This is a genomic window from Bosea vaviloviae (genome assembly GCF_001741865.1).
Classification (GTDB): domain Bacteria; phylum Pseudomonadota; class Alphaproteobacteria; order Rhizobiales; family Beijerinckiaceae; genus Allobosea; species Allobosea vaviloviae.
In genome coordinates, this window is record NZ_CP017147.1 from 4,146,155 (window position 1) to 4,169,066 (window position 22,912).

A 22,912-nucleotide genomic window follows, 5' to 3' on the forward strand; every position below is an offset into this window, starting at 1 on the left:
GCGAGCGCCAAGGCGACCGAGAGATTGCCGCGCCGCGCCGCTCGGGCGTTGATGGGGCCTGACCGCGCCATCGGTCAGGAGTCGATGCCAACCGGTAGTCGGACGGCGGCCCTCAGGCCACGAGGACGTCGATTGTGAAGCTCAACATCGCCGCCGTGGCCACGCAGAACCGTTCTGGCGATCGTCAGGCCTAGGCCAACCCCGCCTGTTTCGCGGCTGCGGGAGGTCTCGATGCGCGTGAATGGGGCGAAGACCGCCTCAAGTTGATCCTGCGGAATTCCGGGGCCGTCGTCGTCGATCACCACCAAGACGTCACGATCCTTGAGGTCGAGCGTGATATGAGCTTGCTTGCCGTACCGCACCGCGTTCCAGATCAAGTTGGTGAAAGCCCGTTTCAGGGACAGGTGTCGGCCGCTGACGCGCAGGCGCGGGGGTGCAACGAGCGCCACGGCGCGACCGGCGTCGACGAAGTCGTCCTTGATCGTCTCCAGAAGGGCGGAAAGGTCGAAATCCCGAACGGGTTCGCTGACCTGCTCGCCGCGCAAGAACATCAGGCTCGCATCGAGCATCGCCTCCATCTCGTCGAGGTCGGCTTCGATCTCAGGGACCGACGCGTGGCCGTCAAGCTCCGCAGCGCGCAGCCGTAAACGAGTCAGCGGCGTCTTGAGGTCGTGCGAGACGGCGGCAAGCGTCTGCGTTCTGTCGTCGATCAGACGCTTGATGCGGCGCTGCATGTCGTTGAACGCCTCCGCCAGGTCGCGCACCTCCTTGGGGCCCTCGACGCGAACCTCGGCGGCTTGGTTGCCAACGAAGGTCTGCCGGGCGGCGTCGCCGAAGATGCGCAAGGGGCGCGTGAGCCAGCGCACCATCAGGACGGAGACAAGGACCACGCCAAGCGCCATCAGTGTCGTTGAAAAGAAGACGCCGTGGCTCGTGCCGTGCGGGCCGCTGAGCCGTGTGACGCTAAAGTTGACCCAGCCGCCATCTGTCGCCCTGATCGACACCTGGATCTGGTGTGGATCGACGCCATGGCCGCCTACGGCGCGAGGTGCCGCGACGATGAGCCTCTGACCGACGAGTTCGGGCGCCATCTCCACCAGACGACTGCGCAGGGCAGCAAGCTCCGGATCGTCGGCTGCGTTGGTGGCCGTTAGACCCACCACGCTCCAGTGAACCTCGATGGGGCCGCCAGATAGAGAATGTGCGATCCCATCGCGCTCATCGACGGGAAGGGCAAGAATGGCGCGCTTGATCGAAACGAGCCGCTCCGCGAGCCGGTTCTCGTTGGTCAGGTCGATCTCCGAACGCAGCCCGACCTGATAGGTCCACAGGCTGAGAACATGAAAGACGCCGAGCCCGATCAGCAGCACGATGATGGTGCGGGACTGGATCGTGTCGGGCCAGAAGTGCTTCATTGCCGCTCGACGCCCGGCATGAACATGTAGCCCGTCCCGCGGATAGTCTTGATCATCGGCGCACCCTCGGGATCGACCTCGATCTTGCGTCGCAGGCGGCTGATCTGCACGTCGACGACCCGATCGAACCCCGTCGCGACGCGGTTCTTGGCGAGGTCGAGCAGGTGGTCGCGGCTGAGTATCTTCCCTGGCGCCTCCACCAGAGCCCTCAGCATGTCGAACTCACCCGTGCTGAGATCGACGACGGCGCCGCGGGGATCGATCAGCTCGCGCCTGACGACGTCGAGCGTCCAGCCCGCAAACAGGTACCCCCGCGCCGGCGTCAGACTGTTCGTGGCGCCGTTCACGCGCATGCGCCGCATGATGGCGTTAATTCTCGCGACGAGCTCGCGCGGACTGAACGGCTTGGAGAGATAGTCGTCGGCACCGATATCGAGGCCTGCGATGCGGTCGCCTTCCTCACCGCGGGCAGTGAGCATGATGATAGGGACGAGAGAATCCTTCCGAAGCTCGCGACATAAATCGAAGCCGGACGCCCCAGGCAGCATGACATCGAGCACGATCAAGTCGATCGAGGTCGAGGCTAGCACCTGCCTCATCTGATCGCCGTTTCCGGCGCCGGTAACGCGATAGCCGCTCGCCCGCAGGAGGCGGGCAACCAGCATCCTGATCTGGGGGTCGTCGTCTACGACGAGGACATGCGACTCCCGGGGCTCGGCGGGCTGCTCGCTTGGATTAGCGATGATGCGTTCGATCAAGGTCGGAGCTGCTTTCGAGATCGTGCGGTGCTGGACCACCTCCAGCCGTTTCCAATCTAGCGAAACCGGGATCGCCGCACTGTTACGAATTGTTTCAACTGACGCCGCTAGCTCCGGACACCGATCAAAGCACGTTCGGCTCGTCACGGGGCGCGCCGTTCAGGCCCACGCGGTCGATAGATGGCCTATCGAGTCCTGGCACCGGCATCAGTGCCAAGACAAAAGCTACCGGCAAAGCGCTTCCGAGGAACACTTTCAGTCAGGGCTTTGGATTAGAGGACGGATCGGCATCGGCACGGATGGCCTCGCGATATGCCTCCGCAAGCGCCCGCTCCTGGCTGTATTTGTCCGCCGTTAGCTTCTTTTCGTCGCCAGTCAGATTGGCAAGGAAGCCGTAACTTTCCGCTACCTCGCGGACCATAGTCGATAGATCGACCCGCTGATTTTGCCTGAGAAGCCCTTGAAGGTCACCTTCTTCATAGGCACGATTCTGCACGCGGGTTGCCATTCGGCGCACGAAGGCCTCAAATGAGAACGGCTCGAAGCTGGCGCCTTCCGGTGACTCCCATATCTTCAGGATAGCCAGACGCCGCACCAGATCGGGATCGAACCCATTGCGTCTCAGCTGCTGAAGATCATGCAGATCGCGGATCTTTGGCCGTTGAAACGCCGCGCGCACCTTTTCACCGATCGCCTCTTCCAGCTGGAGGCAAGGAACAACTGCAGGCTCGAAGTCAATGTTCGGGAAGTAGGGCTGGTGCAGCTGGGACAGCATCACAGGGGCCAGCACCGGATCGGCTCGGTAGCTGACCTCGATCTTTATGACTTGGCCGTTGGGCGTGAAGTTGGTCATGCAGCGTGGATTGGCGCGGCAGGATCCCTCGCTCGTGCCCAAATCCTTGTCGAGGTTGAAGTTGAACCGGATGTCGCGATAGGGCTCTTGGAAGACGGTCGCGATCGCAAGAGCAAGGTCGTCAGGCGGCATGCCATCGATGGATCGGACCACGAAGTCGAGGTCTGTCGATAAGCGGCCGCCTGCGCCGAACACCATCTTGCGCAACATGGTGCCACCCTTGAAGACGAGGTGGTCCATGAGTCCCGTCTCATGCATTCGTTGGAGGAGATGGGTCAGCAGGATGTCGATTTCGACATAGTCGATACGCTTCGAGCCGAATAGTCCGGCTGTCTTGTTGAGAAGGACAGGCGTCGTGGCGGCGAAGAAGCTCATCGACCGGGCCCCCTGCCATAGGCCCCGACTTCGGACAGGAGGTCGGATTCCGCAGCGTTGACCAGAAGGCCCCAATCCGAGACATAGCCAACGTCCCCCGCGTCCCGCTGGGCGCGCCCGAATATCGATCGCGCCGAGGAAGGAATGAGCTCGCGTAGCTTTGCTCGCTGCGAATTCGAAAGGTAGTTCGGAGCCGTCAGGTCCAGAAGATAACCCAGGCGCTGGCAAGCGGAGACCGAGCCGAGACGGAGTGCTAGCTCGACAAGGGTTTCGTCCGACAGGCTTTCAGACGCTCTCGCCACGATACGGGCGAGCTCGGTCGGACCGCCGCATAGATCCGGTCGGTCGACGCAGTCGACCACCGTTTTCTCCGGTGTGGACACTCGAAAGGTGCGGGCCGATGCCGCCATGTCCTGCCATCCGAAGAACTTGCGCGGAGACAGCTTCACGTAGCGAACGGGGTTGCCCTGGATCTCGCGGCTCGGGACTTGGCGATCGGTAGCAACATGGATGGCGTTGGGCACCTGGGTTGTGAATCCGTGCCGGCTCGCAGCAGCCCACCAACCGACGTAGCCGTTGTCGACCGAAGCGGATGCCAAGACGAAGATATCGAAGTCCTCGACCTTTTCGGCGCCCCAGTCGGGAGGAAGAAAGACATAGTGACCGCTCGAAGCACGTTGAAGCCAACCCTTTGCCAAGAGGCGGCGAACGACGTTGCGAGCCTGAGCTTCACTGCCCAGGATGCGCTGAGCCAGGCGCATTGTCGCGGTCGTCGCGTGTGTCGACGCAAGCTCCAGAACGAGGCGAGCTTCGTCCGGACCCAGCGACCTTAGATTAGAACGATCTACATTCGGGGCGTATGGCATGCAAAATCTTATACAAGTTAATCTCCCTGGTTGCAAGCCAGAGATTAAAACGTATTTGAAAAATGCCCTAGGAAGCCCGAATTGCGATACACATTAATCGACCAGCTAGAGGTTAGGCGGGGAGCTGGGGATCCCGTCCCCCGCGTCAGCAAGCGGAAAGGGCATCAACCTGCCGATCGCTGTGGACTTCGTCGCGCCTGAGGTTCACGGGCGGGACCGCACTACCGAGGGCTGACCAAAGCGTTTGGTCAGCCCTCAGATCAACGGCGATGTCATCCGGCGCGGGCTCGATGCATCAGTCCCGCCGACGTCCAACGCCACGTTTCCGAGCGCCCCGTGCTGAATCGCTGGTTGCGGTGTCCAGTCCCACTGCCAAGGCGGGAGATCTTGGAGCGCCGGTCCATCCTGCCGGAAGGTCATGATAATCGGTCGATAATCGTCCAAAAGGCCTTTCGGCGCACCTGAAGCGGCTGTGGTCAGGTTTCTTCCGCACACGATATTGCGGTTTGCTCCATATAGAGAATGCCTTCTCTGACCGAGATCGTGAAGGCGCGCCTAAGTCCGCTGGCAAATGTTACGGTTATAGAATCCCTATCTATGGCGTAGCTTCCGCTGCTCTGCCACAAGCCATCATAAATATATTTCCCATCTATGCTGAATGAGAATTTTGCTCCAGTCTTCGTCGTGCATATCTTGCCCTTGATCGCAAGCGCGACCTCGCCGGCACTTAGCGCAGTGCCGGCCGGGTGTGCTTGAGTTCGTCCAACCGAAGTGGCGATAGTGAGTGAGCAACCGACTAGTATGGCGGCAAATCGGGCAGAGTTCATGGCTGCCTCCCATAATCGGCGTCCCATCTGTCGTGGGCTTGGCGAAAGGATGACCAGCTCGGAACAATGGCCCATTCTGGAGGCGGATCGCGACTTCAGGGTCGGTCGAAAAGCAACGAGCTTGATGGCACGCTGAGCAACTCCTTAAAACTAATAGCGCTCCCGAGAGATACAAGGTGTCAGGAAAGACACGCGAGGAGACATCCATCGATCGGTGGGGCCCGACTACCATCGGTCTCGAAGAGCGGCGACAGGCCATATTGGACAGGGCGCTGTTTCTGTAGACCGAACCCGCCCCTTTGGAATTTGGCGGCAGCCACCGTAGGGAAGAGCCGTTAGCTCGCCAGTGCCATTAGCCCTTGCGGCCGGCTCGTCCCCGAAGGGCAAACCATACCTATGAATGACAACCTGGATGTGAAATACCGTTGGAGCCTTGTCGTCCGACTGCTTCATTGGCTGACCGCGAGCCTCGCCGTCATCCAGGTCGCGCTCGCCTTCACGGTGCTTAGCGGGCCGGGAATGACCACGGTGCGATGGCTCCCGGTTCATATGTCGTTGGGATCGGCGATTCTAGCGATCGTTCTCATTCGGATTTCATGGCGTGCCTTCGAGAACGCGCCTGTCCGACCGTTGGCGCCCACCGTGAGGATGATCGGATCGGTCGTCCACGCCTGTCTTTATTTGCTTATTCTAACCGTGGCCGTTACGGGCTGGCTTGCTTACAGGCCGAGCCCTTTGATGCGTCCGGTGCTTCTTTTTGGCTCAATTCCGATGCCGATCGCTCCTAGGTACCCGCCGATTTCGCCGCGCAGCTTCGCCTTGGTTCACTACAGCCTCGTATGGATCTTCCTTGGTCTTGTCGTCGTCCATGTGGGCGCGGTTCTCGTGCACGCCCTCGTGTTCCGGGACGGAGTCTTACAGGGAATGCTGTTTGGCCGAGAGATTGCGCAGCGAAATATCCTCGAACAGAGGAAGCCGCGATCTGACGCTCCCGGGGTAGGGGAGGGCGGACCATGAGTCTCGTGGTTTGGTACAACACGCGCTGTCCCGTCTGCGACGTCGGAATTGTCCGTCAGCGGAACAAGCTACTCGACACAGTGAAAGCCGGAGTCATCGAATTTCATGACATCAATCTGGAGCCGGAAACACACGCGAAATGCGGCGCGACGGTCGGCGCCTTCATGCGACCGATAACGGTCGACTGCTCGTCGGCGCTGATGTCGTCGTTGAAGTCTGGCGCCGAACACCGGGTGAAGGCTGGCTTGCAGCATGGGCGGGCAACCCGGCCGTCCGACCTGTAACACGCTTCATTTATGACCGCTTCGCCGATCTTCTCTACGTTTGGAAACGGCGCCGCGGCCGTTGGTGATGCAGCAAAGCGTAGAGTCAGTAGAGTCGCATTTGACCAGTCGCGGGGAACTTCCGCAGGCCAAGGAGTAGCACTGCTTATTCAGCAAGATCGCCGACATGCTCGGCGCTCTGTCGAAATCGGCGCGCCCGTGGGACGAAGAAGACGCTCGCGGAGATCTGGGACGTCGAGGAACAAGCCTCGCGCCCTCGACGCCGCCCGCGGCGGTCCAGACGACCCACGGAGTGAAGGAGGAGCGCTTCAGGCTCTAGCTAGCGGCATCAGAACGAGTCAGCGCGTGGGGCGCAACCCGGCCAGAGTGACTGTGACTAATCGGCGAATCGCGGCCTTGGACGGCAGGCTGCTGGCTGCTGTGAGGGCGTGGAGGCAATAGCTTGCGAGTTCGGCGGGCGCGACATCATCCCGGAGATCGCCCTTCTCGGCGCCCTCTGACACCAGATCTCGGATAAAGTCGCTGAGATGCTGTTGTGCGCGGGCGACGTGCTCGCCTCGATGCAGGCTTGCCGCGAGTTCGGTACCGTGGTGCTCGTGGGAAATGAGCGCGTAGGCCATTAGCACAGCTTCGAGTCGCTCGACAGCGTCGCCAGCTTGGTCGCGGATTGCGGCAAGCTGTTTGAGATGGCCGGTGACCTGACGTTCGTGCCAGGCGATTAGAATCGCTTCGACATCTGAGAAGTATTTGTACAGCGTCGCACGTCCGATGCCGGTCTTCTCTGCGATCTGCGACATCGTCACAGACCGCAGTCCGCGCTCGGTCACCAGCGCTGCAGTGATGTCCAGGGTCGCGTCGCGCACCGCGCGACGGTGCGTCTCAATCGTCTCGTTCCACAGCTTCGGCATCACCCCAATATACGTCACTTGACGTTGATGTCGAGATGCGAGACAGAGTGACTTGATATAGACATTATGTCTCGATAAATTATTGCCATCATCAGGACCCTCGCAACACACGCGATCGAGGAGATGCACATGGCCGACCCGCCTCGTTACCCCGGCGCACCACGCTGGGTGAAGGTGTCCGGGACTATCGGCGGTGTCCTGCTGCTGCTTGTCGCCATCCTGATATTCGCCAGCGGCGGCCCCAGTCGCCACGGCCCTGGTCGCCACATATCATCACCCCACGGCGTCGCTGAACCCGGCGTACAACGGCCATGATCATGGCAACTGGCCTCCGCAAGTTCGCACTCACGGCGCACGTCGTTTTTTCGGTCGGCTTGCTCGGCGCGGTCGCAGGCTTCCTAGCTCTCGCCGTCGCCGGCCTGAACAGCGAAGATGCGCAGATGGTGCGTGCCGCCTATCTCGCGATGGAGTTGACTGCCAGATTTGTCATTGTCCCGTTGATCTTCGCCTCGCTGCTCACCGGTCTTGTCCAGTCGCTGGGCACCACATGGGGCTTGTTGCGGCACTATTGGGTTCTGGTGAAACTCCTAGTCACGGTCATCGTCACTATCGTCTTGCTGCTGCAGATGGAGCAAATCAGCTACGTAGCAGGCGTTGCGGCAGTGACGATATTGTCCAGTGCCGATCTCAGCGGGGCGAGAAAATCTCTCGTGATCCACGCCGCTGGCGGCCTGCTGGTGTTGCTCGTGCCCGTGGCGCTGTCGCTGTACAAGCCGCGGGGCATGACCCGGCACGGGTGGCGAAAGCAGTACGAGCAGCGTCCGGTGTCGCAGCCGGAGACGCAGTAACGCCTGCGCGGCCCTGATTAGCCCCACGTTTATGGGGGGAGTTCTCGTCGAGCGCTTCGAGGAACCCCATCCTGAAGCCGCCCCACGGTCTTCAGCTATAAATCCTGACTATCGTTCCAGTTCGCGAATGGCGTCAAAAAACCGGTCTAGCTCGTCATCTGAGTTATAGTAGTGCGGCGAGGCGCGGATGATGACCGGAAGATCGCGAAAGCTTGCATCGAGGAGCGTGCTGCTGGGTTTGGAGACGCTGACGCTAATCCCTTTGGCCGCCAGCGCGGCTCGAACGGCCTCGGCCGCGTAGCCGTCGATGGAAAAGCTCACGATTGCCGCCCGATCCCGGCCGAGATCGTGAAGCGTCAAGTGTGGGATGGCGCCGAGTTCGGTTCGAATGCGGTTGGCGAGCAGCCGGCAGCGAGCCTCGACCCGCTCCAGTCCGAGCGCGAGCGCATAATCGATAGCTGCTCCAAGCCCGAGCCTCGAAGCGTAGTTCTTCTCCCAGGTCTCGAAGCGGCGCGCATCGGGCCGCAGCGCATAGCGATCGGGTTCGACCCAAGGCGCGCCGAAATGATCGATCATCGCCGGTTCGAGCTGATCGAGGAGCCCGTGCCGGACATAAAGAAAGCCAGTGCCGCGAGGTCCGCGCAGGAACTTGCGGCCGGTCGCCGTGAGCATATCGCAACCAATCTCCGCGACATCGATCGAGATCTGGCCCACTGCCTGGCAAGCATCGAGGAGATAGGTGATGCCGTGCCGGCGAGCAATCTTGCCGATGGCGGCCGCGGGGTTGATCAGTCCGCCATTGGTCGGGATCCAGGTGACGGCGATCAGTTTGACACGCTCATCGATCATCGCGTTGAGGGCCGCCGGATTCAAGGCTCCGGTCTCGTCATCCGGAACGACCTCGATCGTCGCGCCGGTACGCCTCGCGACTTGCAGGAAGGCTACGTAGTTGGCCGCATATTCCGCCCGCGCCGTCAGGATGCGGTCACCGGGTCTGAAGCTCTGCGCATAGAATGCCATCTGCCAGGCGACGGTAGCGTTCTCGGTCAAGGCGATCTCGCTGGTATCGGCATTGATCAGCCGAGCGACAGAGCCGTAAACCGCCGAGATAGCGTCGGCCTCGGCTTCCGCGGCCTCGTAGCCGCCTAGCATCGCTTCGCGGTCGAGATGCTGCTTCATTGCGGCAATGACCGGCAAAGGCATCAGCGCAGCCCCTGCATTATTGAAGTGAGCACGGTGGGCGGCGCCCGGCGTATCGGCACGCAAGGCGTCGATGTCGAGAGGCTGGTTCACTGGCGTATCGGGCATCGGCCAGTCGCTTCAGTGCTGCGCACCGGCTGATGCTTCCACGTCGTCGCAGGTGCATTCCGCATCATGCCGCTCCTTGCGAGTGGCCCTTTTTTTGACCGCCGGATCGAGCGCTACGGCGGGGTCGGCCAAGTCGGCCAGAATCGGGCAATCCGGGCGCTGGTCGCCATGACAGGTCTGGGCCAAATGCCGGAGCGTCTGCGACATCGCTTGAAGCTCGGCGATCTTCATCTCGAGATCGCGGACATGCTTCATGGCGAAGGCCTTCACGTCGGCGCTGGCCCGGCTCTTGTCGCGCCAGAGCGCCAGCAACTCGCGCGCCTCCTCGATCGAGAAGCCCAGATTTCGCGCCCGCTTGACGAAGCGCAGCGCGTGAATGTCGTCGCCGCTGTAGACGCGATAACCTGCCTCGGTGCGGACGGGCGTCTGGATCAGCCCGATGCTCTCATAGTAGCGGATCATCTTGGCGGTCACGCCCGAGGTGGTGGCGGCTTGTCCGATGTTCATGGAATTTCTCCTTGCAGTCGGAGCTTCGGTTCATTCGGCCGCGGCGAGTCGCGGCTGCGAGGGCGGTTCCTGAGTCTTCGGGACTGACCCGCCGAAGCGCCTGAGCCGCAGCGCGTTGGTCAACACGCTGACGCTCGACAGAGCCATGGCGAGGCCTGCAAACATCGGCGACATCAGGATGCCGAAGGCCGGATAGAGTGCGCCGGCGGCGACCGGGATCAGCACGATGTTGTAGCCGAAGGCCCAGGCCAGATTCTGGCGGATATTGGCGATGGTTGCCTGCGACAGCGCGATCGCCTTGGCGACGCCGTTGAGATCCCCCGACATCAAAACGACATCGGCGCTCTCGATGGCGATGTCGGTGCCCGTGCCGATGGCAAGGCCGACATCGGCCTGGGCCAAGGCAGGCGCGTCATTGATGCCGTCGCCGACGAAGGCGACCTTGACGCCGCCGGCCTGGAGGTTCTTGACAACCTCGGACTTGCCCGTCGGCAAGACCTCCGCCACGACCTCGTCGATGCCGAGCTGCGCGGCGATGGCGTTGGCCGTGCCCTTGTTGTCACCGGTGATCATCACGACGCGTAGGCCAAGCGCGTGCAGCGCGGCGATGGCCGCGGGCGTGGTCTCCTTGATCGGATCGGCAACGGCGATGATCGCCGCGAGCTTGCCGTCGATGGCGGCATAGAGCGGCGTCTTGCCGGCCGCGGCCAATTGCCCGGCCTGATCGGCGAAGGCTGCGAGATCCAGGCCCAGGCGGCGCATCAGGCGGTCGGCACCGACCTCGATCGCCCGGCCCTCGACCTTGGCCTTGACGCCGAAGCCGGGCTCGGCGGCGAATTCCGCCGGCTCCGCCAGCGCAAACCCGCGCAAACGGGCCGCTGCGACGATCGCCTCGGCGACCGGATGCTCGGAGCGCGACTCGACCGAGGCGACCAGACGCAGCACCTCGTCCTCCGCGAAGCCCGGCGCGACCGAAAGGTCGGTCAATTCGGGCCGCCCCTTCGTCAGCGTGCCGGTCTTGTCCAGCGCCACGATCCTGGCGTCCTTCAGCGATTGCAGCGCCTCACCCTGGCGGAACAGGATGCCGAGCTCGGCGCCCTTGCCGGTGCCCACCATGATCGAGGTCGGCGTCGCCAGCCCCATCGCGCAGGGGCAGGCGATGATCAGGACCGCGACCGCGTTGACCAGCGCGAAGGCGAAAGCCGGGCTTGGACCGAAAACCAGCCAGGCGGCGAAGGTCAGCAGCGCCAATGCGATGACGGCGGGCACGAACCACATCGTCACCTTGTCGACGAGCGCCTGGATCGGCAGCTTCGAGCCCTGCGCGGCCTCGACCGTGCGCACGATCTGGGCGAGCAGCGTGTCGGCACCGACCTTGCGCGCGGTGAAGCGGAACGCGCCAGTGCCGTTCACGGTACCGCCGGTGACAGTCGCGCCCGGCTCCTTGCGGGCCGGGATCGGCTCGCCGGTGATCATCGCCTCATCGACATAGGAGAGGCCTTCGAGGACCTCGCCATCAACCGGGATACGCTCGCCGGGCCGCACGATGATGATGTCGCCGGGCACCACGGTCTCGATCGCGACATCGATCTCGGCGCCGTCGCGCAGCACGCGGGCGGATTTCGCCTGCAGCGACATCAAGCGGCGAATGGCCTCGCTGGTCTGGCCCTTGGCGCGCGCCTCGAACCAGCGCCCGGTCAGGATCAGCGTGACGATGACCGCACCAGCCTCGAAATAGGTGTAGTCCGTGCCGTCCGGCAGCAATCCAGGCGCGAAGGTCGCGACCGTCGAATAGAGGTAAGCGGCGCTCGTCCCGAGCATCACCAGTGAATTCATGTCGGGCGCGCCGCGCAGCAGCGCCGGCCAGCCCTTCTGGAGAAAGCGCAGGCCCGGCCCGAATTGCACGAAGCTGGCGAGCAAGAAGGACATGACCTTGATGTTGAACTCACCGATCCGCCCGGCCAGGAAATGGTGCAGCGGCTCGGACAAATGCATGCCCATTTCGAAGACAAGGAGCGGGACAGTGGCGATCGCGGCAACCGCAACCGCGCGCTTCAGTTTCGCCTGCTCTTCTTCGCGTGCCTTTTGCTCGCGATCGCTCGTGTCGGCCCCCAATTGAATCAACTCCGCTCCGTACGCGACTGCCACGACGGCTGCTATGAGGGACGACTTCAGATCACCGCTGCCCAGTACGCGCACCGATGCGCGCTCGGTCGCCAGATTGACGCTGGCCTCGACGACGCCCGGCACAGCCCTCAGCGCCTTCTCGACCCGCCCGACACAAGACGCGCAGGTCATGCCCGCAATTTTTAGTTCGATCGTGCTCTCGGTCGGTTCGTAGCCCGCATTGCGGATCGCCTCGGCGATCGGGCCAACCTCGACCTTTGCGTTAGACAAGGTGACGTGGGCCCGCTCGGTCGCAAGGTTAATTGCAACCGATTTAACGCCCTCTACCGAAGCCACCGCGCGCTCGACACGGCCAACGCAGGAGGCACAGGTCATTCCGGCCACAGGAATATCGAGATGGGCCGCGGGGATGTCCGCGCTTTTTGCCATCGTTGCAGTTGACATGACGTCTCTCCAAACCGTGATGGCAACGGATATGATCCTTCCCGTAATGGTAAGGTCAAGGGCTTTTTTGATTTCCGTGTCACGACGACGCTGGCACCGAAACGCCGGACAAATCCGCGTCCGCCTGGTCCGAAGCCGTGAAGAAGGCATCGGCATAGGCATGCGCCGGATCGAGGCCTCGGCTCGTCATCGCGGCGACAGCGAAATCGACCAGGCCCGGGGATCCGGCGACATAGGCCGTCGCATTCTGCAGCCCGTCGAGCGCTTCGAGATGCGCGCCGAGCCCGTCGCCCAGCACGGGCTGGTAGACGAAATCGGTCAGCCGGCTGGCGAGTTCCGCGATCGCGTTCTCCCGGTACAGACTCTCGGCGCTGCGCGCCGCATTGTAGAGCCGGATCGGCTGCTGCAATTGCAAGCGCGCGGCGCGGTGGAGGATCGACAGGATCGGTGCGAGCCCGGTGCCGCCGGCTACCGCCACGATTAGCCCGGTCCGCCGCGCCCGCAGATGCGCGTCGCCCATCGGCCCGCGCAGCAATACGCCGTCGCCTTCGCGCAGCCGGGCCGCAACATGGCTGCTGGTCGCCCCGCCCTCGACATGCCTGATGTGGAATTCGAGCAGCGGCTCGCCCGGCTCGTTCGCCATCGAGTAGTTGCGCGGCGGGCAGCCGGCGAAGCTGAGTTCGGCAAATTGGCCGGCGGAGAAGGCGAGCGGCTCGCCCTCCAGCGTGATCTGCAGTAACGAGACATCCGGCGTAGGGCGCTGCAGGGAGACGACCCGGCCGGAAACCTCGCGCAAGGGATGGCCGGCCGTATCGCTGCCAAGCCAGGCTATGCTGCAATCGCTGCGCGGCTGCGCGCGGCAGGCGAGCACGAAACCGCGCTCGCGATCGGCCGCGGTCAGGGCGAAGGGCGTATGCGGCAGCAGCTCGACCTCGCCCGCCAGCAGCCGCGATTTGCAGGCGCCGCAGCGCCCGACCTGGCAGCCATAGGGATAGGGGTGCCCGGCGGCCTGGGCCGCCTTGAGGACGGTCGTATCCGCCGCGACCGTGAGGTCGGTCGCAAGATTCGCGATGTGGACGCTGTAGCTCTCGGTCATCTGCCACCTCGGCTTATGAAGAACGGCAGAGTCGATGGGGCCTTCCATCCTGGGAAGGTCAAGGGGGTTAGAGACCGATTGCGTCGGCATGATACACGCACGTTTCGACCTCGGCCTTGAATTTGCCTCCTGACCCTCTCTTCACTCCAGCTTGTACAGCTGTGTCCGCAATGCCGTCAGGCGGAGACGCCCCCCTGTCCAGCCCAGCCCAACTTCCGGTCACGGCCGCAACGTTGAGGCGGCGAAAAAAACCGCTTGACCTTGCCAAGTGGCAAGGACCGAAACTGATTTGCATTCACCTTATGAGGAGAAACGTCCCATGTGCCAGGCCCATCAGAACCACGATCATGAAGCCGCTTCTACCGCCGTTTCGGGCGTGTCCGTTCGCGTCGAGGACATGACTTGCGGCCATTGTGCGGGTACTATCAAGAGCGCCATCGAGAGCTCGATCCCCGGCGCCAAGGTCAACGCCAATCCCGAGGCTCGCCTGGTCTCGGTCGAGGGCGCGGATCTGGCGAAGGTTCGGGAGATCATCTCGCTGGCTGGCTACACGCCGGAGGCAGCTCCTGTGCATGGCTGAGGCCTAAAAGTGCGCCCGTCTCCCGCCCCAGGGTGCCAATGGCGCCCGCGGTGGGAGAGCGGGTCCGCTTCCGGCGAGCGCGGCCCGGATCCGCGCGGTAACGGCTCGCATCGGCATCCAAGCTGCAGAAGACGGCTGATCCCGACAAGCCCTACCTGAATAGAGGGGAAGAGAAATGTGGACGATCGCTCTGAAACGGTTTGCGCTGCTCGTCGCGACCTGTCTCCTCATTTCCCTGCTCGCCTTCACCGTGCCCTATATGCAAGGCGGCGACCCGGTGCGGACGATCCTGCAATCGCGGGTCGCCGATGTCGCGCTCGATGCTGAGGCCGTCGAGGCGCTGCGTATCAGCCTCGGGCTCGACCAGCCGCTCTATCTCCAGTATCTGTCCTGGCTGAATGCGGCCTTGCACGGCAATTTCGGCTACTCTTTCGTCAGCCATACGCCGGTGGGACAGCAGGTGCTGCGCTCGCTCGGCGTTTCCTTCACCCTGGCAATGGCGGCGCTGGGGCTTGCCCTGCTCGTCGCCCTGCCGGCCGGGACGCTTGCGGCGCTGAAGCCGGGCGGGCGGTTGGACAACCTCGTCACCTTCGTCACGCAGTCCCTTGTCGCGATCCCAGAATACTGGCTCGCGCCGATCGCGGTACTGGTTTTCTCGCTCTATCTCGGCCTGCTGCCCTCTGCCGGCTGGCAGGGTCCATCCTATGCGGTGCTGCCTGCCCTGGTGCTGTCGCTGCGGCCGATGGCTTATTTCACCCGCGTCACCCGCGCCGCAATGATCGACGTGCTGCAGGCGCCCTATATCACCGCCGCGCTCAGCCGGGGCTTGAGCATGCGCGAGACGGTGATGCGCCATGGCTTGCGCAACGGCTCAATGCCGGTCGTCACCCTGTTCGCGCTGTGGCTGGCCGGGCTGCTCGGCGGCTCGGTCGTGGTCGAGGTGATCTTCGCCATCCCCGGCATGGGTCGGCTGATCTATGAGGGCGTGATCAACAACGACGTGCCGGTGCTGCAGGCGAGCTTCATGTGCATCGTCGTGCTATCGATCGTGATCAACACGATCGCCGACATCCTCTATATCCTGATGAACCCGGCTGTGCGGATGGGCCATGTCCACTGACGTCGCCCTCTCTCCGGTCCCTCTCGAGCCCCGTTCCGCCACGGTGCGGCTCTCGACTCTTCGCCGCTTCCTGCGGTTCGCGCGCAGCCGGCACTGGACCTTCAAGGCGGGCATCGTGCTGTTTGCGCTGATCGCCCTCATCTTGATCCTCGGCCCCTGGATCGCGCCCTATAACCCGGCAGCTCAGAGCCTGCTGCGCCGGCTGTCGGCGCCGAGCGCCGCGCATTGGCTCGGCACCGACCATCTCGGCCGTGATCTCTTGAGCCGGATCCTGGTCGGCGGCCAGTTTTCCGTGCTGATCGCCCTGGTCACGCTATTCCTCTGCGTCACCATCGGCACCGCGATCGGCATCATCTCGGCGCGCTCGGGCGGCTGGGCCGACGAGATCATGATGCGCGCGGTCGATCTGCTGATCGCCTTTCCGGATGTGGTCGTGGCGATCTTCGCCATCGCCATCCTCGGGCCAGGCTATACCACGCTGATCATCTCCCTGACGATCATCGGCTGGACGCCGTTTGCCCGGCTGTCCCGCGGGCTGGCCCTGGTGATCAGCACCAAAGAATACATCAACGCAGCCGAGGTGCTGGGCTGCTCGCGCACCTTCATCATCGTCCGCCACATCATTCCTAATACCTTGCGGCCGATCGCGGCGATCACCTTCCTGCGCTTCGGACACAAGCTGATCACGGTGGGTGGCCTCTCCTTCATCGGCCTCGGCGTGCAGCCGCCGCGCGCCGACTGGGCCCTGATGCTGGCCGAGGCACAGCCTTTCGTCGAACGGGTGCCGATGCTCGTGATCGCGCCGGGCCTGGCGATCTTCCTGACGGCGCTCTCGGTCACCTGGATCGGCCAGGGCCTCGAACTGAAGGAGAAGGCGTAAAGGTCGCCAGACGACCCGGGTACTTCACGGATGCAACACGACGGAGCTCAAAAACCGGAATCCGCATAAAGCGGAACGAAAACAACAACAAAGCCAAAAACAGAGGGGTCATCGATGGATCAGTGCCTTTCCCATGCCGTCGGTGCAACAGCCGCCGAGCCGCCCAGGGACGTGCTTCTCGACGTTCGCAACCTGTGCGTCCAGGCGCAGGGCAAGGGCACGTCGAAAACTATTATCGAGGATTTGAGCCTGCAGCTGCGGAGCGGCGAGATCGTCGCGCTAGTCGGCGAATCCGGCTCCGGCAAGAGCATGACGGCGCTCTCGCTGATGCGCCTGATGCCGCAGGAGGTCGGCATCACCGGCGGGCAGATCTTGTTCCGCGGCCACGATGTGCTGGGCATGAGCCAGGCCGAGCTCAACCATCTGCGCGGCGGCCATATCGCGATGATCTTCCAGCAGCCCCAGGCGATGCTCGATCCGACCTCGCGGGTCGGCGTGCAGGTGGCGGAAGCGCTCTGGAAGCATCAGCGTCCCGACCGGGCCTCGGTCAAGGAGCGCGTGATAAAACTGCTCGCCGATGTCGGCATCCCCGCCCCAGCCACCCGCATCGACTGCTATGCGCATGAGCTCTCCGGCGGCATGGCGCAGCGCGTGATGATGGCCGCTGCGATGAGCGGAGAGCCGCAGATCCTGATCGCCGACGAACCGACCACCGCGCTCGACGTCACCGTGCAGGTGCAGATCCTCAAGCTGCTCGACGAGCAGCGCCGCAAGCGCAACCTCGCTGTCCTGCTGATCACCCATGACCTCTCGATCGTCTCGGCGATCGCCGACCGCGTCGCCGTGATGTACGCCGGACGCATCGTCGAGGAGGGGCCGGCCCGCGACATCCTCAAGCAGCCGCGCCATCCTTATACGCGCGCGCTGGTGCAGTGCTCGCTGCTGAAGCCTGATGCCGACGGCCGGCTCTACTCCCTGCCGGCCGCACAGAGCGTGTTCGACGCCGGGCAAGGCTGCCGCTTCCTGCCGCGCTGCCCGACCGCCGCCACCAACGGCATTCAGGCGCATTGCCGCGAACAGGAGCCTGAGCTCAGCTCCTATCACAGCGGTTGCACGGCCCGCTGCTGGGCCGTGCCCTGCAAGGATCATCCGGCGATGGCCAGCGGAGACTGCGCATGATCGCACCTCACACCGACACGGCGCAGCCGCGGCCGGCTCCGGCGGAACAGCCCTTCGTCGAGGTCACCGATCTCAAGAAATACTATTTGATGCGCGGCGGGCTCGCACTGAAGGCGCTCGACGGGGTCTCCTTCTCCATCCGGGAGGGCGAGGTGATGGGCCTCGTGGGCGAGTCCGGCTGCGGCAAGAGCACCATCGCCCGCCTCCTGATGCGGCTGACGGATGCGACCGGCGGCGAGGCCAGGATCGACAGGCGCAACGTGCTCAGCCTGCATGGCCAGGAGCTGCGCCGCATGCGGCGGACGATGCAGCTCATCTTCCAGGACCCCTATGCAGCGCTCGATCCGCGTATGACGCTCGGCAACAGCATGATGCTGCCGATGCTTCAGAACGGCCTCGGCACGCGCGAGGCGCTGCGCGTCGAGGTGGTGAAGATGCTGGCAGAGGTCGGGCTCGACCCGTCCTTCGCCGAACGTTACCCGCGCGAATGCTCTGGAGGCCAGTTGCAGCGCATCGTCATCGGCCGCGCCTTGCTGCTGAAGCCCAGGTTCCTGGTCTGCGACGAACCGACCTCGGCGCTCGATGCTTCGATGCGGACGCAGATCCTCAATCTGCTGATGGATCTGAAGCGGCGCTTCGGCCTGACGCTCCTGATGATCTCCCATGATCTGCGCGTCGTGAACTATATGTGCGACCGCATCGCGGTGATGTATCTCGGCCAGATCGTCGAGGTCGCCGAACGCGACGAGCTGTTTACGCGTCCACGTCATCCCTATACGCGTGCCCTCATCTCCGCCGCCATGGTCGACGAGACCGGTCTCGACGCCGCCGCCGGCTATCTGAAGGGCGATCTGCCGAGCCCGCTCGCGCCGCCGCCCGGCTGCAGGCTGCAGACGCGCTGCCGCTTCGCCACCGAGCGCTGCGTCAAGGAGATGCCGCAGCTTGGGCAGACAGAGCCGGGGCATCTCGTCCGCTGCCATCGCTGGGCCGAGCTCGACTTGTCATCGGCAGTCTATCGCGAGGCTGGACCCGCCGCAGCCGCGCTGAGCCACGTGGCGGCGGAGTGACATCTTATCCGGCTGGGCGTCGAGAGGATGAAGTGCTCTGCGGTCAAGCCTACCGAAATCGGTACGAAATTCTCGGAGAAGGGAAGATCATCTGAAATTGCAAGCCTAAGCAGAACGAATTCACTTGGGCGGTCGATGCCGACGGCATCCACCAATAACAAAGGAACGGGGAACATGCGCAAAAATGCTCTAGCCATCACATTATACGCGGCGACGCTGTCGACGGCGGCGTTCGCTCAGACTGCCGGCTCCAAGACGATCCGCGTGATCGACTATTGGAGCGTTCGAACCGGCTGGGAAATGGGTTCGGACGATTCCTATCTCGCCTCCCGCGCCGGCTGCTACGAAGGCTTGGCGCGCGTCGACTACGACAACAAGCTGCAACCCTCGCTCGCGACGTCCTGGACGCAAACGTCCCCGACCACCTGGGAATTTACCCTGCGGGACAACGTGAAGTTTCAGGATGGCCAGCCGCTCAATGCTGCGGCCGCCAGCAACGCGCTCAACAATCTGCTGAAGGCCGCGGTCCCGGCCAAGGCGTTCTCGCCCAAGATGATCAAATCCGTCGAGGCGGTCGGCGACCAAGTGGTGAAGATCACGACCGTGGAGCCGTCGATGCTCCTGCCGCTGCAGATGGCCAGCCCGGCCACCTCGATCCTGTCTCCCGCAGCTTATAAGGACGGCAAAGTCAACCCGGTCAACACCTGCACCGGCCCCTTCATCATGACGGAAGTGGATCCGGCCCAGCGGATCATCGTCAAGCGCAACGATGGTTATTGGGGCGGCAAGCCGGTGCTGGCGGGCGCCGAGATCAGGTTCATCCTCGATCCCAACAGCCGCGCCATGCAGATCCGGACGGGCGAGGCCGACCTCGTTCGCCTCATTCCGCCGTTGGTGGTCGGCCGGGTGAAGTCGACATCCGGCGTCAAGATCGAACAGCTGAACGGGCCACGGACGACCATGTTGCTGTTGAACAACAAGAAGGCGCCGCTCGACAATGTGAAGGTCCGTCAAGCGATCCAGGCGGCCATCGATACGGCCGGTCTGGCCGGTGCCGTCTATGAGGGCGCCGTGCAGCCTGCCGTCGGCCCCTTCGTCTCCACGGACCCCTGGGCGCTGAAGGGTGCCAAGCCGCCCTACGACCTGAAGAAGGCCCAGGCCCTGCTGGCTGAAGCCGGCATCAAGCCTGGAACGCTCAAGCTGAACCTCATCGCCTATACGAACCGGGCGGAGTTCAAGGACGTCGCGGCCGTCATCCAAGACCAACTCAAGGCGATCGGCATCGAGGTCAATGTCAGGTCGGCGGAATATAACGCCGTCGAGCCCGACATGCTCTCGGGCAATTACGATATGGCCCTCATGTCCCGCGGCTATCTCACGGACGCGGCGGAACCCGCGAGCTACCTGAACGCGGACTACGCTTGTGGCGGCAGCTACAACATCTCTCACTACTGCACGCCGGAGATGGATGAGAAGCTCAAGGGGCTCTTCAATATCAAGGAGCCGGCGGCGCGCGCCGCCGCTTATCGCGACATCGCCCAGAGTATTCAGTCCCAGGCATTGACTGTCTTCCTTATCAACGAGACGGCGTATGATGCCTATAACGCCAAGGTCAACAACTATAAGACCCATCCGCTGAACTACTACACGCTGACCCCGACCCTTTCGATCAACTGATCGACCGGACAGCAGCCGTCTCTCTTCAAAGATCTAGGCTCAGGACTCGTTGATCAGAGCCAGAAGGTGACGGCTGCTGCGATACAGAATGTGTGGGCGCATCGGTCGTAGCGTGTGGCGATGCGACGCCAGTCCTTGAGCTTGGCGAAGAGGTTCTCGATCTTGTGGCGCTGACGATAGAGCGCCTTGTCATAGGGATAAGGGACTTTCCGGCTTCTGCTCGATGGAATGCAAGGCTCGATGCCCCTGGCGACGAGCGCCTGGCGGAACGCGGCGCTGTCGTAGCCTTTGTCGGCGATCAGGGTATTGGCGGGCGGCAGGGCGTCGAGGACAAGCCTTGCGCCCCTGTGGTCGCTCATCTGGCCTTCCGAGAGCAGCATGATGATGGGGCGGCCGATCTCGTCGCAGACGGTGTGGAGCTTGGAGTTCAGTCCGCCCTTGGTGCGCCCGATTCGACGGGGAAGAGCCCCTTTTTGAGCAGGCTTGCCGCCGTGCGGTGCGCCTTCAGATGCGTCGCGTCGATCATGATCCGCTCCGGCTTCGGACCTTCGCCGGCAAGGCCGGCGAAGATGCGGTCGAACACGCCAAGCTGGCTCCAGCGGATGAAGCGTTGTAGAGCGTCTTGTGCGGGCCATAGCCCTTGGGCGCGTCCTTCCACTGCAGGCAAGTCCGGATAACATAGACGATCCCGCTCACTACGTGTCGGTCATCAACCCGCGGCACCCTTTGCGACAATGGAAAATGCGCCGAAATCCGCGCCATCTGACGCGCGCTTAGCAGGAACAAATCATCCATAACGGCATCCTCCCGGACACCGTGAATCACATCTCAAGCCAAGTTAATAGGTCCTGAGCCTAGTTGCGGGGAACTTCCGCAGGTCAAGGAACGCGCCGCTTATTCCGCAAGATCGCCGACATGCTCGGTGCGCTGCCGAAATCGGCGCGCCCACGGGACGAAGAAGGCGCTCGCGGAGATCTGGAACCTCGAGGAACAAGACTCACGCCCACGACGCCGCCGGCGGCAGTCCAGACAACCCACGGAGTGAAGGAGGAGCGCTTCAGGCTCGAGCTAGCGGCATCAGAACGAGTCAGCGTGTGGGGCGCAACCAGGGCAGAAATCTCGAAAGCGGCTTTGGCTATTGGCTCTTCCGCAAAAAAAGGCCCTTGACCTTACCACTGTGGAAAGCTGCAACCTCGATTCACTGCCAACTGAACCGGAGGGCCGCAGCATGTGCTCGTGCCAAGAACATTCCAAGTCCACGACCGAGACTGCGGCGAAGCCGCTGGATAACGGCGTGAGTTTCCGTGTCGATGACATGACCTGCGGCCACTGCGCCGGTACGATCAAGAAGGCTATCGAGACGACCTTGCCGGGGACGGCGGTGAACGCCGATCCGGAGTCCAAGCTTGTGACCGTCGAGGGCTTCGGCGATTACGCGGCGATCAAGTCGATCGTGATCGGCGCCGGCTACACCCCGAGCGCGGCGCCAGCATCAGCCTAATCGACTTCATGCGGGGAAAGGCGGCGCGGGACAGGCACGTCCTGATCCCGAAAGACCGTCTGTCCGGACAACAGAGGGGTTCAATCATGAAGAAGCTGACGATCGTTCTGACTGCGCTGGCTTTGGCTGGTGCGGCCACTAACACTGCCGGCGCGGCCGATGGCGATACGGTCAAGGCCATCAAGACGCGTGGCGAACTGCTCTGCGGCGTCTCGACAGGGGGCTCGACGGGCATGTCGACCCTCGACAATCAGGGCAACTGGAAGGGCATGGAGGTCGAATTCTGCCGCGGATTGGCTGCGGCGGTGCTCGGCGATGCCAGCAAGGTCAAGTTCGTCCCGCTCGAATTCAGGGTGGCTTTCTCTACGCTCCAGTCTGGAGCGGCCGATATCCTGGCGCGAACCGCAACCTGGAGCTATTCGCGCGATACGTCGCTGAACCTCGATTGGGCCGGCATCTACATGTATGACGGCCAGGGCTTCATGGTCGCCAAGAAGCTCGGCGCCAAGAGCGGCAAGGATCTGAACGGCGCCTCGATCTGCGTCTCGGCTGGCACCACCTCGGAGCTGAACCTCGCCGACTATTTTCGCGCGAACAACCTGAAGTTCACCGCCATCACCGGCTCGACGCGAGAACAGAACCAGCAGAACCTCGAAGTCGGCCGTTGCGATGCCTATTCCAACGAGCGCGGCGGTCTTGCGGCAAGCCGCACCGCCATGAAGAATCCCGACGACTGGGTCATCCTGCCGGATGTCTTCTCGAAGGAGCCCTTGGGGCCGACGGTTCGCCAGGATGATGCGCGTTTCCGCGACATCGTCGCCTGGACCTTGAACATCATCGTGGCGGCGGAAGAGTTCGGCATCACCAAGGCCAACGTTGCCGAGCTCGCGAAGACATCGACGAATCCGGAAGTGCAACGCATGCTCGGCAAGTCCGGGGAGTTCGGGAAGATGCTCGGTCTCGAACAGGATTGGGCGGTCAAAGTGATCGGGATGACGGGCAATTACGGTGAGCTCTATGACCGAAATCTCGGCAACGGCAGCCCGATCAAGCTGGAGCGTGGCCTGAATTCGCTCTGGAGCAATGGTGGGCTTCTTTACAGCCCTCCTTTCCGCTGAACGGCGAAGCGGCGAGGCTCCGGCCTCGCCGAATGCCCAGTCGGGACCTTCGGCCATGACATTGACAGGCCTGTTTTTTTTAAAGGCAACTGAGCGTCTGGCAGCTCCGTCGCGGACCCTGACAGGACGGCAGCGTCGCCACCTCGCCTATCAGGCG

Annotated in this window: 20 protein-coding genes and 2 pseudogenes; 11 read left to right on the forward strand and 11 right to left on the reverse strand. The window is 63.0% G+C overall.

Annotation, left to right across the window (positions count from 1 at the left end; all coding sequences use genetic code 11):
* Positions 1-74: 74 nt before the first annotated feature.
* The 5 genes from BHK69_RS18940 to BHK69_RS32220 form a co-directional block, all read right to left on the reverse strand.
* Positions 75-1,415, reverse strand: a complete 1,341-nt coding sequence (locus BHK69_RS18940) for an ATP-binding protein (protein WP_069691452.1) — start codon at positions 1,413-1,415, stop codon at positions 75-77.
* Positions 1,412-2,170, reverse strand: coding sequence for a response regulator (locus BHK69_RS18945; protein WP_425285578.1), 759 nt, complete (start codon positions 2,168-2,170; stop codon positions 1,412-1,414). Before BHK69_RS18945 ends, BHK69_RS18940 begins: the two co-directional genes overlap by 4 nt.
* A 262-nt stretch (positions 2,171-2,432) precedes the next feature.
* Positions 2,433-3,401 carry a nucleotidyl transferase AbiEii/AbiGii toxin family protein gene (locus BHK69_RS18950; RefSeq protein WP_069691453.1) on the reverse strand — a complete coding sequence of 323 codons (969 nt, stop codon included), beginning with the start codon at positions 3,399-3,401 and terminating at the stop codon, positions 2,433-2,435.
* Entirely contained in the window at positions 3,398-4,162 is a 765-nt protein-coding gene (locus BHK69_RS18955) for a type IV toxin-antitoxin system AbiEi family antitoxin domain-containing protein (protein ID WP_069691454.1), read from the reverse strand. The genes BHK69_RS18950 and BHK69_RS18955 overlap by 4 nt, the downstream gene beginning before the upstream one ends.
* A gap of 581 nt (positions 4,163-4,743) precedes the next feature.
* The gene (locus tag BHK69_RS32220) at positions 4,744-5,094 is read right to left on the reverse strand and encodes a hypothetical protein (RefSeq protein WP_148663500.1); all 351 of its coding nucleotides are present in this window, start codon (positions 5,092-5,094) and stop codon (positions 4,744-4,746) included.
* 396 nt (positions 5,095-5,490) lie between these two features.
* On the opposite strand from BHK69_RS32220, the gene BHK69_RS18960 reads away from it, so the two are divergent.
* Both BHK69_RS18960 and BHK69_RS18965 read left to right on the forward strand, forming a co-directional pair.
* A complete protein-coding gene (locus BHK69_RS18960; RefSeq protein ID WP_069691455.1) occupies positions 5,491-6,111 on the forward strand; it encodes a cytochrome b in 621 nt (206 codons plus the stop codon).
* Positions 6,108-6,463, forward strand: a pseudogene (locus tag BHK69_RS18965) (thiol-disulfide oxidoreductase DCC family protein). Before BHK69_RS18960 ends, BHK69_RS18965 begins: the two are co-directional and overlap by 4 nt.
* A 270-nt stretch (positions 6,464-6,733) precedes the next feature.
* Here BHK69_RS18965 and BHK69_RS18970 read toward each other — a convergent pair.
* Positions 6,734-7,303: a TetR/AcrR family transcriptional regulator gene (locus BHK69_RS18970; RefSeq protein ID WP_069693794.1), complete on the reverse strand. Its 570-nt coding sequence runs from the start codon at positions 7,301-7,303 to the stop codon at positions 6,734-6,736.
* Between the two features lie 311 nt (positions 7,304-7,614).
* On the opposite strand from BHK69_RS18970, the gene BHK69_RS18975 reads away from it, so the two are divergent.
* On the forward strand, positions 7,615-8,151 hold the full coding sequence (locus BHK69_RS18975) for a hypothetical protein (protein ID WP_069691456.1): 537 nt from the start codon (positions 7,615-7,617) through the stop codon (positions 8,149-8,151).
* 108 nt (positions 8,152-8,259) lie between these two features.
* Here BHK69_RS18975 and BHK69_RS18980 read toward each other — a convergent pair whose 3' ends face one another.
* The 4 genes from BHK69_RS18980 to BHK69_RS18995 all read right to left on the reverse strand — a co-directional run bounded on the left by BHK69_RS18980 (position 8,260) and on the right by BHK69_RS18995 (position 13,633).
* Positions 8,260-9,459, reverse strand: a complete 1,200-nt coding sequence (locus BHK69_RS18980) for an aminotransferase class V-fold PLP-dependent enzyme (protein WP_069691457.1) — start codon at positions 9,457-9,459, stop codon at positions 8,260-8,262.
* A 12-nt stretch (positions 9,460-9,471) separates the two neighbouring features.
* Complete coding sequence (cueR, locus tag BHK69_RS18985; RefSeq protein WP_069691458.1) at positions 9,472-9,966, reverse strand: Cu(I)-responsive transcriptional regulator; 495 nt, start codon at positions 9,964-9,966, stop codon at positions 9,472-9,474.
* A gap of 30 nt (positions 9,967-9,996) precedes the next feature.
* A complete protein-coding gene (locus BHK69_RS18990; RefSeq protein ID WP_069691459.1) occupies positions 9,997-12,522 on the reverse strand; it encodes a heavy metal translocating P-type ATPase in 2,526 nt (841 codons plus the stop codon).
* Positions 12,523-12,616: 94 nt separating this feature from the next.
* A complete protein-coding gene (locus BHK69_RS18995) occupies positions 12,617-13,633 on the reverse strand; it encodes a 2Fe-2S iron-sulfur cluster-binding protein (RefSeq protein ID WP_069691460.1) in 1,017 nt (338 codons plus the stop codon).
* Positions 13,634-13,952: 319 nt separating this feature from the next.
* On the opposite strand from BHK69_RS18995, the gene BHK69_RS19000 reads away from it, so the two are divergent.
* The 6 genes from BHK69_RS19000 to BHK69_RS19025 all read left to right on the forward strand — a co-directional run bounded on the left by BHK69_RS19000 (position 13,953) and on the right by BHK69_RS19025 (position 20,136).
* A complete protein-coding gene (locus BHK69_RS19000; RefSeq protein ID WP_069691461.1) occupies positions 13,953-14,213 on the forward strand; it encodes a heavy-metal-associated domain-containing protein in 261 nt (86 codons plus the stop codon).
* 175 nt (positions 14,214-14,388) lie between these two features.
* A complete protein-coding gene (locus BHK69_RS19005) occupies positions 14,389-15,333 on the forward strand; it encodes an ABC transporter permease (RefSeq protein WP_069691462.1) in 945 nt (314 codons plus the stop codon).
* On the forward strand, positions 15,323-16,213 hold the full coding sequence (locus tag BHK69_RS19010) for an ABC transporter permease (RefSeq protein ID WP_069691463.1): 891 nt from the start codon (positions 15,323-15,325) through the stop codon (positions 16,211-16,213). Before BHK69_RS19005 ends, BHK69_RS19010 begins: the two co-directional genes overlap by 11 nt.
* Before the next feature lie 114 nt (positions 16,214-16,327).
* Positions 16,328-17,392: an ABC transporter ATP-binding protein gene (locus BHK69_RS19015; RefSeq protein WP_069691464.1), complete on the forward strand. Its 1,065-nt coding sequence runs from the start codon at positions 16,328-16,330 to the stop codon at positions 17,390-17,392.
* Positions 17,389-18,459 carry an ABC transporter ATP-binding protein gene (locus tag BHK69_RS19020; protein WP_069691465.1) on the forward strand — a complete coding sequence of 357 codons (1,071 nt, stop codon included), beginning with the start codon at positions 17,389-17,391 and terminating at the stop codon, positions 18,457-18,459. Before BHK69_RS19015 ends, BHK69_RS19020 begins: the two co-directional genes overlap by 4 nt.
* Positions 18,460-18,633: 174 nt before the next feature.
* The gene (locus BHK69_RS19025) at positions 18,634-20,136 is read left to right on the forward strand and encodes an ABC transporter substrate-binding protein (RefSeq protein ID WP_069691466.1); all 1,503 of its coding nucleotides are present in this window, start codon (positions 18,634-18,636) and stop codon (positions 20,134-20,136) included.
* 53 nt (positions 20,137-20,189) lie between these two features.
* On the opposite strand, the pseudogene BHK69_RS31560 reads toward BHK69_RS19025, so the two are convergent.
* A pseudogene (locus tag BHK69_RS31560) lies at positions 20,190-20,931 on the reverse strand (IS5 family transposase).
* A gap of 499 nt (positions 20,932-21,430) precedes the next feature.
* Between BHK69_RS31560 and BHK69_RS19040 the strand changes: the two are divergent.
* Together BHK69_RS19040 and BHK69_RS19045 are read left to right on the forward strand one after the other, a co-directional pair.
* Positions 21,431-21,637: a heavy-metal-associated domain-containing protein gene (locus tag BHK69_RS19040; protein ID WP_244548246.1), complete on the forward strand. Its 207-nt coding sequence runs from the start codon at positions 21,431-21,433 to the stop codon at positions 21,635-21,637.
* Positions 21,638-21,723: 86 nt separating this feature from the next.
* A complete protein-coding gene (locus BHK69_RS19045; RefSeq protein WP_069691470.1) occupies positions 21,724-22,755 on the forward strand; it encodes an amino acid ABC transporter substrate-binding protein in 1,032 nt (343 codons plus the stop codon).
* Positions 22,756-22,912: the final 157 nt, after the last annotated feature.

Coding starts and splice junctions, on each gene's coding strand:
- BHK69_RS18940 (WP_069691452.1), bottom strand. CDS start 1,415: ATGAAGCACTTCTGGCCCGACACGATCCAGTCCCGCACCATCATCGTG.
- BHK69_RS18950 (WP_069691453.1), bottom strand. CDS start 3,401: ATGAGCTTCTTCGCCGCCACGACGCCTGTCCTTCTCAACAAGACAGCC.
- BHK69_RS18955 (WP_069691454.1), bottom strand. CDS start 4,162: ATGCGCCTGGCTCAGCGCATCCTGGGCAGTGAAGCTCAGGCTCGCAAC.
- BHK69_RS32220 (WP_148663500.1), bottom strand. CDS start 5,094: ATGAACTCTGCCCGATTTGCCGCCATACTAGTCGGTTGCTCACTCACT.
- BHK69_RS18960 (WP_069691455.1), top strand. CDS start 5,491: ATGAATGACAACCTGGATGTGAAATACCGTTGGAGCCTTGTCGTCCGA.
- BHK69_RS18970 (WP_069693794.1), bottom strand. CDS start 7,303: ATGCCGAAGCTGTGGAACGAGACGATTGAGACGCACCGTCGCGCGGTG.
- BHK69_RS18975 (WP_069691456.1), top strand. CDS start 7,615: ATGATCATGGCAACTGGCCTCCGCAAGTTCGCACTCACGGCGCACGTC.
- BHK69_RS18980 (WP_069691457.1), bottom strand. CDS start 9,459: ATGCCCGATACGCCAGTGAACCAGCCTCTCGACATCGACGCCTTGCGT.
- cueR (WP_069691458.1), bottom strand. CDS start 9,966: ATGAACATCGGACAAGCCGCCACCACCTCGGGCGTGACCGCCAAGATG.
- BHK69_RS18990 (WP_069691459.1), bottom strand. CDS start 12,522: ATGGCAAAAAGCGCGGACATCCCCGCGGCCCATCTCGATATTCCTGTG.
- BHK69_RS18995 (WP_069691460.1), bottom strand. CDS start 13,633: ATGACCGAGAGCTACAGCGTCCACATCGCGAATCTTGCGACCGACCTC.
- BHK69_RS19000 (WP_069691461.1), top strand. CDS start 13,953: ATGTGCCAGGCCCATCAGAACCACGATCATGAAGCCGCTTCTACCGCC.
- BHK69_RS19005 (WP_069691462.1), top strand. CDS start 14,389: ATGTGGACGATCGCTCTGAAACGGTTTGCGCTGCTCGTCGCGACCTGT.
- BHK69_RS19010 (WP_069691463.1), top strand. CDS start 15,323: ATGTCCACTGACGTCGCCCTCTCTCCGGTCCCTCTCGAGCCCCGTTCC.
- BHK69_RS19015 (WP_069691464.1), top strand. CDS start 16,328: ATGGATCAGTGCCTTTCCCATGCCGTCGGTGCAACAGCCGCCGAGCCG.
- BHK69_RS19020 (WP_069691465.1), top strand. CDS start 17,389: ATGATCGCACCTCACACCGACACGGCGCAGCCGCGGCCGGCTCCGGCG.
- BHK69_RS19025 (WP_069691466.1), top strand. CDS start 18,634: ATGCGCAAAAATGCTCTAGCCATCACATTATACGCGGCGACGCTGTCG.
- BHK69_RS19045 (WP_069691470.1), top strand. CDS start 21,724: ATGAAGAAGCTGACGATCGTTCTGACTGCGCTGGCTTTGGCTGGTGCG.